The 10,084-nt window shown below is 43.4% G+C and carries 7 protein-coding genes; all 7 read left to right on the top strand.

The features are described 5' to 3' along the window. The first annotated feature begins 243 nt into the window (after window positions 1-243). Window positions 244-771: a DUF3991 domain-containing protein gene (locus H6G07_RS23930; RefSeq protein ID WP_139297185.1), complete on the top strand. Its 528-nt coding sequence runs from the start codon at window positions 244-246 to the stop codon at window positions 769-771. Further along, on the top strand, window positions 771-896 hold the full coding sequence (locus tag H6G07_RS26775; RefSeq protein WP_277882108.1) for a hypothetical protein: 126 nt from the start codon (window positions 771-773) through the stop codon (window positions 894-896). Before H6G07_RS23930 ends, H6G07_RS26775 begins: the two co-directional genes overlap by 1 nt. A 120-nt stretch (window positions 897-1,016) precedes the next feature. After that, window positions 1,017-1,496 (top strand): toprim domain-containing protein, encoded by a 480-nt coding sequence (locus tag H6G07_RS27190; protein WP_084173609.1) that lies wholly within the window; start codon window positions 1,017-1,019, stop codon window positions 1,494-1,496. Window positions 1,497-2,209: 713 nt separating this feature from the next. Next, complete coding sequence (locus H6G07_RS23920) at window positions 2,210-3,661, top strand: lipase/acyltransferase domain-containing protein (protein ID WP_199312400.1); 1,452 nt, start codon at window positions 2,210-2,212, stop codon at window positions 3,659-3,661. A gap of 28 nt (window positions 3,662-3,689) precedes the next feature. Then, a complete protein-coding gene (locus tag H6G07_RS23915; RefSeq protein ID WP_139297186.1) occupies window positions 3,690-4,610 on the top strand; it encodes a transglutaminase-like domain-containing protein in 921 nt (306 codons plus the stop codon). Between the two features lie 252 nt (window positions 4,611-4,862). Then, window positions 4,863-5,261: a hypothetical protein gene (locus H6G07_RS23910; RefSeq protein WP_073610810.1), complete on the top strand. Its 399-nt coding sequence runs from the start codon at window positions 4,863-4,865 to the stop codon at window positions 5,259-5,261. An 82-nt stretch (window positions 5,262-5,343) separates the two neighbouring features. Next, window positions 5,344-10,083 carry a PTS sugar transporter subunit IIA gene (locus tag H6G07_RS23905; protein ID WP_073610811.1) on the top strand — a complete coding sequence of 1,580 codons (4,740 nt, stop codon included), beginning with the start codon at window positions 5,344-5,346 and terminating at the stop codon, window positions 10,081-10,083. Window position 10,084 lies beyond the last annotated feature (1 nt).

Below are 10,084 nucleotides of genomic sequence, written 5' to 3'. Positions count from 1 at the left end.
CACAGCAAAAGCGGCATTTGTCGGGATGGCTGCTCTTTTCTCAGCCCCTGCAACCCGCCCATCTAGCTGTCGCGTCACCGCTTTGTACTTGACATTTGATAGCCACGACCTGTTGCAGATCCGCTATGGCAGCAGGAGCCAGCGACAGCGGTACCTACGCAGGATTCATCACCCCACAATCCGCCCCAGCCCAAACCTGTAAAGTCTGCCCAAGCGCCAACGCTGCAAGAAGTTGCCGATGAGGTGCGGGGAGCGGATTTGGAGGATGTGGCGGCGCATTTGGGGCTGGAATGCGATCGCCACGACAAGCACAAATGGCGCAATGGCGATCACATCATCAGCATCAGTGGGCCGCTCTTCATGGACTGGCTGGCCGATGCTGGAGGGCGAGGGGCCATCGACCTGGTAATGCATGTGCAGGAGGTGGATTTCAAAGAAGCGGTGGAATGGTTGTCAGGACGAGATTTGTCTCAGCGGCCTGCTCACGTGGCGATCTATGCCCAAACTGAAGAGCGAGAACCCAGAGTGTTGGAGGTGCCCGCCGCAAACGAACATCGCTGGACGGAGGTGCGTGAGTATTTGGTGGAAGCCCGCAAGCTACCGGCGGTGCTAGTGGATCGTCTCCATGAGCGGAGCTTCATCTTTGCCGATGATCATCAGAATGCCGTATTTTTGCGCCACGAGTTGCAGGCCCAAACCTGGAGTCGGGCGAGGTCATTGGGGCAAGCCTGCGGGGAACGTGGGGCGAGGCGAATCATTTCCACGGGTTAGTGCCAGGCTCGGCTAGAGACCAGGGCTGGTTTTGGATTGGCACGGGGCAGGGGCCGGTGAATCGGGTGCTGCTGGTAGAGTCGCCGATTGATGCAATGTCGCTGGCGGTGCTGGATCGGGCGTAACGGGGGGCAGAAGGGGTATCGATTTATGGCGTTGCTGAATAGCTGTATGATTCTGCAAAAAAATGGACGAGATTCCAGTACCTACAGAGATCGGTTCATACCTAGAATCAGCAACGCCCAATTTATCTCTCGACGGATGGCTCTGGAGGGGTGCCAACGGAAGCGCTGAAGATAGTGTTGCGGAGTGGGGGGTTGGTGGCGGGGGCGTTTGATGCAGATGTAGCGGGGGAGTTGATGGCCTGGCGGATGGCGCAGCAGGTGCCGGGGATTGAGCGGCTGATGCCGAACCAGGGTAAGGACTGGAATGAGGTGCTGGTGCGTCCTGAGGGAACGGGGAACTCGTGGCAGCAGAGTCACTCGGAACTGAGGCAACTTTGGCGGTGGCATGGGATCGCGACCGTATTGAGTAGGCCGGAGGGTTATCTGAGTCAGATAGCGGAAGTGGCGAGGGAGGTGGTGAAGGGAACCACCTTGTCTAATAAGGCGAAGGCTGCAATGCAGTGGGATTTAGAAAGTAGCCCAGACGCGACGAGCCAGCAGGGCACAACGCCTGGAATTCTTGTGAAAACCCGGCAACCCAGCTTAGACCTAGGAAGGTGAATAGCCTCGTAAGATTTGAGCACTAAAGAATCGGCTTTACTGCCAGCACGGTCACATCATCCTTTCATTCGGCAACAGTGGACCTCTGTCGTCGCTTAGGCCACTTTCGGACAGTTCATTTGAACTAAGCCTCCTGAGGTCTTGTGCCATATGGGTTACAGTTTGTTGAGAAAGGCTCTTGTCTAGCCTGAGTGGCCGAAACTATGATTAAGGCCTAACAGTGCTTAGGAAAAAGTACTGTAAAGATGTCCCTTTTCGCACCCTCTAGCAATCTCAGCATTACCTAAGGCATCCCATACGATTAGTATAAATACTTAATGATATTTAAGCTTTCCCAAGATACTTTTGGAACACTAAACTCTTAAAAAGGATAGAAATATCATAGAAATCTTCCGGATTACCTCAAACAGCAATGGAAGCAATATATTGGCAATATTATGCATCCTATTTATAGCGATTCTCGTTAGTGTGAGGTATGTGAAGAGGACTTCAATGCTTGCACAGCAGGGTTTTTGCTGCACTGAACCTGATCAGGAACCGCTATATGACGGCTCATGAACGCATGAGGTATGCCTCGACTGAGGGGAACCTTGAAACTCATAGACTTGGGCAGTTAACCTGTACCTTATCCGATTGAAAACCGCTATATTTACCTATTGAAATTTGAACTGCGAAGATAGTTGAACTAGTTTGAAATTAAGAAAGGAACAGGTATGCCAAAAACAAAAATGCGAGATCTTGTGGTGATCCTTCCTGGAATCACGGGGAGTGTTCTTCAGAAAGATGGTAAAGACATTTGGGCAGTTTCAGGACAAGCAGCATGGCAAGCGCTGATCACAGGCGGAGGGTCTTTTCAGCAATTGAAGCTAGACCATGATGATCCTGAGCTTGAGGATCTGGGAGACGGGATTAAAGCTGTTCAAGTTGTCGAAGATGCCCACTTTGTACCGGGTTTAGTCAAAATCGATGGTTATACAGCAATTTCTCAAGCTATTACTGATTCCTTTGACGTAATACCTGGTGAAAACTTTTTCAAATTTCCTTATGATTGGCGACGCGATAATCGAGCCAATGCTCGTATATTAAAGCGTTTTGTAGAAGAACGGTTAAAGAAGTGGCGAGAATCTCCTAACGGTGCTGAGGACGGAAAGGTGATTCTCTTAGCACACAGTATGGGGGGCTTGATTTCTCGTTACTACCTGGAAGTATTGGAAGGATGGCAAGATTGTAGAGCTTTGATTACCTTTGGTACTCCTCACCGTGGCTCTGTCAATGCAGTTAACTTTCTGGCAAATGGCTTTAAAAAGCTATTCTTCGATCTCACTGAGGTGATGCGATCGCTACCTTCAGTTTATCAATTGATGCCAATTTATCCGATGCTCAAGATTGATAACGAGTATAAGCGAATTGCTGAAGCGGATATTGACCTTCCTAACATTGACAAGGCAAAAGCCGAAAATGCCTTGAAATTTCATCATGAAATTCGGGATGCTGTAAACAGTCATCGTCAAGATGCAAATTATTTAGCAAATAAGTATGCACTTATTCCTGTGGTAGGTACGAAGCAACCTACGTTTCAATCGGCAAATTTAACTACGGATGGTCAGATTGAGATCAGTCTGGAACTACCCGAAGGCGCTGATCCGATTCTAGGAAGCGGTGATGGAACTGTGCCTTATATATCTGCCATTCCTATCGAACTTACTACAGAGTATCGACAGAGCTATATTGCTGAACGACATGGCTCCATCCAAAATCATGGTCAGGTGCTAGATCAACTTTGCAACCTGATTGCAGCAATGCAAGTCAGGGGAATAGAAAACTTCCAAAATCCGGGAATAGGTGAGGTTTCAAGAGAGCCAGCAGCAATCAGCCTTGATCTTGATGACCTGTATCTCCCTGATGAAATTGTTGAATTCCGTGCCAGCATCGTCAATGCGAGTGAGGATTTTGGAAAGCTGAAAGCGAAAATTACCTCTGTTTCAGATGAGGACTTTTCATTACGTGCCGATTTTCAGAAGCAAGATGATCAATGGATTTTGCATTTGGACAAGAATGCTTTTCCGACTGGAGGATTACATCGACTGGAGGTTCGAGTCGAGAAAGGTGGTCTAAAGGCTCCTACGCCTGTGCATGATTTGTTTGAAGTGATAAAGCAAGTGTAGTTTACTAGTACTTCATAGGAGTTGGATGATGGAATGGACTTGGACGAAGGCAAATGAGAAAGAACTAGCTCAGTTTGCTACAGACTCAGCACTGCAACTGTTCAACCTGGATGTCAGCAGTTTTGATCTAATTCGAGAAGAGCAATTTGAGAGCTTGATTGAGGCTATTTACAACACCCTTGTTGAGCAGAAAGTTAAATACGATCTCGAGAAATTTAGTACAGCAGAGACTCATCAGCGCATTCGCACACCTGTTGAAATTCTTTCCCAACCACGCCAAGGAACCTGCTTGGATCTTGCAATTCTATTTTGTGGTTTATGTCTAGGCTGTAACTTATTGCCCAAATTAATTATATTAGAGGGGCACGCTATTGTTGCAGTTTCCCTTGTGCACAACCGTAAGGATTGGAACAGCACTAAGGAGCAGCAAAAGAAGTTTCTTGGCAAACGTGTAAAAGACTCTCAAGGAAGCGAACGAATAGAGCCTGAGGTTTTTAAAGATTTAGATGGCTTGAAAGATTTGATTGAAAATGGCATATATCTTGCCGTTGAATGTACTGGTTTTGCTTATAGCAAAACTCTGTCTCCTGATTCCACAGAACTCGCAGGAGCTACGCGCAATACAGAAGGATTTCTATCTTTTGAGCAATCTAAAGAAGTTGGACGTAAGCAATTAGATCGATTGCCTTTCAGATACGCGATCGATATTGCTGTTGCTCATGAGTTTTGGGGAATCAAGCCAAAAACTATAGAAGCCCCAAGTGGCTGGGATAAACTAGCCGCGACTCGTTTAGTCAAGGTGTCTCAAAAAGTTGGATTACTTGATAATGCTGTCTTGGAAGGTGCGGTAGTTAGTGGAGAAGCAGCTAGCGGAGAGTTCCACATTACTCAAGAAATTGAAACAATGCAGGGAGGAGCTAGCGCAACTGGTTATAAAGGTAATGCTTGAAGCGTCTACGCGGGATACGAGAGACGGTTCAACAAGCACTAGAAATTGTGGAACCTCCTGCTAGTCCTGAACTACAGGTTGATATAAGCGGCGATCGCCCCCTTCTTGCCATCTCAATCAATCCACATTGAGATAATTCCCATGAAAACCCGCCTTTCCGCGATCGCCCTCACCTGTGAACTCACAACAGCCTCACTTAGTTTTCAAAGTATTCATTTGTGCAACTCCACTTCTTAAGCAGGAGAATCCTAAATGGAAATCTGTCCAGCTAACGGCGATCCTATCATCGCTTCGGTTCTGATAACTCTCATCGCACTTAAAGAGTCGAGCCTAGTATCAGCATTGATGAGCATATCGCTGTCTTTTGCAACTGAAGAGGCAGCCAGTCGATTTGTTAAAGATATTGAGTTTCGGGGCTGTAGTCGATCAACTAGTCAGTCAAATAATGTTCTTGCCATTCCTGACTACGATGGTAGTGAAAATGCTGCTAGCGCTATTTATCACGCTGTTAGCGCTTACAAAGACTCTTTGATCTCTGTTAACAAGCTTAACATATCGCCTTACTGGGAAGACGCAGCAGACAACTCAGTGAAAGATATTGAGGAGTATATTAAGAGACATTTTGGTTCAGATGCTGTGACTGTGAAGTAAGAAATTTTGACAGGAACTTGGAGGTGCAGAAGGCGATCGCCAGTCTGAAGTTTTAATTACAACCATTACGAAATTTCAAGTCATGCCTGTTCAGTCTTCAACCCAGAATGATTTGTTCAATCTAGACTTGATTCGCTCCTATGTGGATAAGGAACTGAATCCTCGGTTTGTCGAACGTGACTGGTTGAAGCGACAGGTTGAAGGTAAGTTGGCTGATCCAGATTGTCGGTTTGTGTTGCTGACTGCCGAACCTGGAGCAGGTAAATCTGCGTTCATGGCGTGGTTGGCAAATCAGCATCCTGACTGGTGCCGCTATTTTATCCGTCGCGATCAGCGCACCCCTTTGGGTGATGTGGGAAGTTACTCTTTCTTGTTGCAGGTGGGGTTTCAACTGGCAGCGACCTATCCTGATCTGTTTAAGCAAGAACAAATCAGGATCGTGGTAGAGCAGCGCATTGGCACAGCGACTAATAGTGAGATTGTGGGTGCTGAGATTGGCAAGATGTTTGCCTCTCCCTTCTATGAAAAGGTTATCCAGATTCAGCAGCAGGTAACCCACAGCAAAGACACCAGCGTCACGGGAGTTCGTATTGGTGAGTTTTATGCCACCGAGCGCGATTTACCGATAGAAAATCTTCAGTTTATGGCTTTATTTGACCCAGCCAAAGCCATGCTGAAGCAAATGCAAGAGGCAGTGGATCATCCACAGCGACAGATTGTGGTGCTGGTAGATGCATTGGATGAATTGCGTTACAAAGACAGCGAACTATCATTACTCAAATGGCTGACAAACTGTCCAGAATTACCCGCAAATCTGCGGTTTGTTTTGACCTGCCGTCCTGATGATGACTTACTGAGAGCGTTTCGAGGAAGTCAGCAGGGTCGGATTCAGGAAATATCAATTGCGGAGGAAGATTCAGATGTAGAGAAGGATTTAACTCTCTATACCCGTTCTCTGATTGAAACGCCAGAAGTGAATCAAACTTTAATTAAAATGCATCAGGAGTTGGATGCGTTTACCCATCAGGCAGTTACAAAGGCAAATGGCAACTTTGGCTATTTAGGGGCGATCGGTCGTGCAGTGGATGAGGCAATTCGACAAAATCAACCGGATTTACTCAGAGAAATCCTTAAGCTGTCTGAATTACCAGATACCTTGCAAGACCTCTATGCTTTCTTCTTGGGCAAAATTAAGGATGCTGTTAGTAAAACCCAAATTTGGAATCCCAATACTGGTGATTTCTTTGTCTGGGAGACAGTTTGGGAAGATCTCTATCAACCAATTCTTGGGACGCTCACAGTTGCGCTTGAGCCATTAACTGCTCCGCAAATTCAAAAGTTTAGTGCAGTTTCTGAAAAGTACTTGAATAACGCAATTGAGCGTTTACGCCAATTCCTAGATAAGCTCGATAATTGTTATCGTCTCTACCACAGCACCTTACCAGAGTTTTTCACCTCACCGAAGACGGAAGAACAAACGGATTATTCTTACTGCTATGTAGATGCTATTAAACAAAATCAGCGTATTGTCAACTATTACCAAGCAGAAAAAAAAACCTGGGCAGAGGTCGATCTCAAAAAAATTGCGGAAGATGATTACGGACGGCGGCACCTGGCTCAACATTTGGTGAAGGCGGAGCGAGTAGAGGAACTTCACACACTGCTAAGTCTGGAGAAAAATGGAAAGAACGCCTGGTTTAAGGTGAAGGATGATGAGGGAGATACTGCTAGTTTTCTAGCAGATATAGAACTGGCATGGGCACAGGCAGATGGAGCATATGAATGTGAACCAGGAAAAAGCATTGGATTGCAGTGTCGCTATGCCCTGATTAAGACTTCGATTAATAGTTTGGCAGAGGAGATTCCACCAGAACTTATAGTAGCTCTTGTTAAACACAAGGAGTGGAAACCAGCTAAAGCTCTCGCCTATATTCACCAAGTCTCAGATTCGTATACCAAGTGTAAAAGTCTAATTTCGCTTGCAAAAGCAACAGATGTGAAGGACTTAAGAGAAGATATTTTACAGGACGCTTATTTAGCCGCCCAATCCATTAAAAAAGAGGAGCTTCGTGCTGAAGTCTTAACCTTGTTAGTAGACGAGTTACCCGAAAAATTATCAGAGATCCTCAAAGCTATTTTTATATTAGCGAAACGAAGAGATGAGAGTGATTGTATTGAAGTTTTAGTTTCACTATTCAAAAAACTCACTCCAGATTTATGGAGTGCGGCATTTGAGTCTATTCAAGAAATTGTTAAATGCTTGAATCAACATAACCGAAGTCAGATTTTAGCTATCATCGCTGCAAAACTACCAGATAACCTGGTTTCAAAATTTGAAGAGATTGCTAGAGATACTAAGCTCGATTGGTGCTTTCGCGCACAGATTTTAACTGCTTTGTCGGCACGGATACCAACCATTGTTCCGGAAGCCTTTCATGCTGCCTTAGGGAATAGAGAGAAGGATAGGGAAAATGAACATTTGTTAGCTGCAATCTCCTTGGTAGACCAGTTACCAGAAGATCTTCTTGAACAAACCCATAAAATATCTCAATCAACTTTAGATAGAGACGATATAAATGGTTCTTTCCATTTATATCTCATCTTAAATACATATGCTCTTATTAACCTTTCAAAGATCAGACCGCTGATGTTTCAGTCAGCACTCGATGCCGTAGAGCAACTACTTGAGTACAATTTAAAGTCAAAAGTTCATATCAATGCTGCATTAAGGCTTAATAACTCAATTCCAAAAGTAATTCAGTGGTTTGACTCACTAAACAGTAATAATTCCCCTCCAGAAAGTGAGCAGTTTCCAGTTGTTAAAGCAGAAATGCTAGTGAGAAACCTTCTGAAAAAAGCTCTTGAACAAGAAAGACGAAGTGCCTCAATAATGTTGCCTGGAGTATCTGAGAATGATTACAAAGAAGTATTACTAGGTTTAGCACAAGCACTACTTAGTCAATTGATTCAGGAAGAACAACTTTTTGAAATTGTTCAAAAAGCTGAAAACCTTTATCACACAGCCCACATTCCTCTGACTGCTTTAGCAAATGCTCTTCCTGATCACTTTGTGGCAAAGTTAATTAATGCTATTGAAAACTTTAAAGATAAAAAGATAGTGGTAACTTGCTTGATTGCTCTATCCCACAAGTCACCAGAAACATTTCCTAAAGCCCTCAAAGCAATTGATTTAATCCTGGATGATAGAGACCGTGTAGAAGCTTTACGTGCCTTAATTGAAAAGTTGCCTAAGCCCTTGCTTCAGCAAGCCTTGCTCATAGTAAAAAATATTAAAAATGAAAAGAGCTACGCTGAAGCTATGTGTATTCTCTCTAATAGATTACCTGAGATACTCTTAGATAAAGATAGTCTAGTTCTAGCGATAAAAGATGAAGAGGTTCAGCAGAAGGCATTTATTGCCTTGTCAGATAGTTTGCCAAGTCTGCTTACTGAATGTTTGAATTCAGTTCAAAATATTACAGATGAAACAATACGCGGAAATGTTTTAATAGCTCTGGCAGACAAGCTTTCTGAAGATAAACTTCTTCAAGCACTCAATATTGCTCAGACTATTTTAGATAAAGGGAGACGAATTTTAATATCATTAAGGCTCCTAAAGTTTCCCCTATATATTTCACATTATCTAAAGGAGGTAGAACCTTTAGACTCAAGCATTAAAAAAATAAATTCTATCAATAGAGCAAAAACTTTTTCAAAGAAATTATTTGAAAAGTTACCTCAAGCATTTGAAAAGATATCACAGCTTCAAGATTCAGTCGTCGATCCTAGATATGAAAGTAGTCGGGAAAGGTGTTTTAATAAATTTGTAATAGAAACACCTAATGAATTTCTATTGCAATTGTTTGAAGTAACTGAGAGTTTTGAAGATAGATTAGCTAAGAGTCAAGCTCTAATTGCCCTTTCGGATAGATTACCTAAAGCTCACTTGCAAGCACTCAAAGCAATTCAGAATCTATTGATTTCTGATAAAGATAACGCTGAACAAGCTATTTTTACCTTATTCCGCCAATTGGATAGACAGAAGTTTTGTTTGGATTTTGAAATACTAGCCAAACGACTTAAACTATCAGAAAAAGGTGAATTTTTATTAGATGAATTAGCATTGAATGCACTCGATATTGAATTTGATAAGCAATTGGAAATAATGAGACAGGCGTATGAATTAGCTGAGCAAATATTTCCAAGAAGTATAATGTTGTTGTACGGATTAAAAGTTGTTACAGACGCATTTTATAAATCGTTTTCCGAAGAAGAGCTTCAGGAATTTCTTGCGGAAATCCAATCTATTTCAAATGAGCTAATTCGTGCAAAAGCATTAGCGGCTGTAGTAGGCAAGTTACCAAATACTTTACATATAAAAGTATTTCAAATTGCTCAAAGTATAGATACTGCCCTCCGCGTCGAGATCTTAACTGTTTTAGCGGCAAAGCTACCTGAAGCCCTCTCACAGCTTCTAATTATTATTGAAGGTGAAAGCTTTCATGCATATAGTCGTGTGGAAATTCTTGCTTCACTATCCAATCAATTCACTGATGTTTTACCCAAAGCGCTTAAGGCAATTCAGGAGGTTGATCCTTATCATCATGATAAGTTTTTTCTAGATCTACTTCCTTCGCTAATTAAATCCCCAAACCGCGTCAAACTTTGCTCTGATCTTTTGTATACATTTTCCAGTCGAAATCGTCCCGATTTTATACAAAACCTTACCAACTTTATTCCTTTGTTATTAGCTATAGGCGGCGAAGTAGCAGCAGCAGACACCGCTCAAGCCATTCAAGATGTTTCCCGCTGGTGGTCCTAAT

Origin of the sequence: Phormidium tenue FACHB-1052 (assembly GCF_014696675.1) — a bacterium.
Lineage (GTDB): Bacteria > Cyanobacteriota > Cyanobacteriia > Phormidesmidales > Phormidesmidaceae > Nodosilinea > Nodosilinea tenuis_A.
Note: the sequence above shows the minus strand (reverse complement) of the source record. Positions and strands in the feature narration are given on the sequence as shown.